2 protein-coding genes are annotated in these 1,433 nt (G+C 52.8%); both read left to right on the forward strand.

What is annotated here, in order from left to right; genetic code table 11:
• Nucleotides 1-1,048, forward strand: a 1,048-nt coding sequence (locus J7438_RS25465; RefSeq protein WP_209278841.1) for an N-6 DNA methylase, incomplete at its 5' end; no start/stop codon positions are given.
• Nucleotides 1,045-1,433 (forward strand): restriction endonuclease subunit S (locus tag J7438_RS25470; protein WP_209278842.1); only part of this gene is annotated, 389 nt, incomplete at its 3' end. The genes J7438_RS25465 and J7438_RS25470, both read left to right, overlap by 4 nt.

The raw sequence follows: 1,433 nt of genomic DNA on the forward strand, positions 1-1,433 counted from the left end.
CGGCCACACGGTGTACGACCCTACCTTTGGCAGTGGCGGCATGTTGGTGGAGAGCGCCCACCATGTGGCCGAACTGCCCGGCGGCCAGATCATGGGCCGCCCGAACGTGGCGCTCTATGGTCAGGAGCGCAACCTGGGCACCTGGGCCATCGGCAAGCTGAACCTCTACCTGCACAATATGAACGCCGACCTGCGCCGGGGTAATACCCTGGTGGAGCCGCTGCACCTGGAACAGGACAGTGTGCGTGTATTCGACCGGGTGATTGCCAACCCGCCATTTTCCGCCAAACAGTGGTGGACGCCGCTGGAAGTCAATCTGAAAACCAAAGTGGGCAAAGATGGCAAAGAGAAGGAAGTAGCCCCCAACTACAAGAAAGAGGTCTACGACCGCTACGGACGCTTCGGTTACGGCATTCCGCCCCGTGGCTATGCCGACCTGGCCTTTGTTCAGCATATGCTGGCCAGCCTGAAAGACGATGGTCGTATGGCAGTGGTACTGCCCCACGGCGTGCTGTTCCGTGGCGGCGAAGAGGGGAAAATTCGCCAGGGCCTGCTCAAAGGCACCAGCGAGCAGCCCGGTGACCGTATTGAGGCGGTGATTGGTCTGCCGGAAGCGCTGTTCTATAACACCGGCATTCCCGCCTGTGTGTTGCTTATCAATAAGCAGAAGCCCGCCAACCTGAAGGACAAGGTGATCTTTATTGATGCCAGTGGTGAGTTTGCCGAGGGCAAGAACCAGAACAGTTTGCGGGTGCAGGATATTGACCATATTCATGAGGCGCACAGTGCGGCTTTTCATAATGGTGTGGAGGAGGAGAAATATTGTCGTCTGGTGTCGATGGGGGAGATTGCTGGTAATGATTACAACCTGAATATTGCGCGGTATATCGATACTTCCGAGGCGGAGGTTCAGGTGGATATTGCGGCGGTGCTTGGGCAGTTGGCAGTTATCAGTGGACTGTTGGCAGTGGTGGATGCGGAGTTGGATGGGTATCTGCATGAGCTGGGCTTAGTGGCGGCCTCACCTGATGTGGAGGTGACGCGATGATTTTAGATGGATACAAGGAGAGTCTTGTTGGCCTTATTCCAAATAGCTGGGATGTAACAGAAGTTGGTAAGGTTGCAGATGTAAAGGGTGGCAAAAGACTCCCCAAGGGTAGAAGTCTACTTGAAGAACCTACTCCTTATCCGTATATCCGAGTTAGTGATATGGATAATGGGGGGGTTGATCTAAACGATATACGCTTCGTCCCAGAGGATATTTATCCAAGCATTTCGCGCTACACAATATCTTCCAATGACCTGTACATATCAGTGGCAGGCACACTTGGACTGGTTGGTTATGTCCCTCAACAGTTAGATGGCGCCAACTTGACTGAAAATGCTAACAAAATAACAAATATACAGGTCAATAAAGATTTTCTTTTTCATTT

The sequence above is a fragment of the Thalassotalea sp. G20_0 genome (assembly GCF_017744175.1).
Lineage (GTDB): Bacteria > Pseudomonadota > Gammaproteobacteria > Pseudomonadales > Endozoicomonadaceae > Endozoicomonas.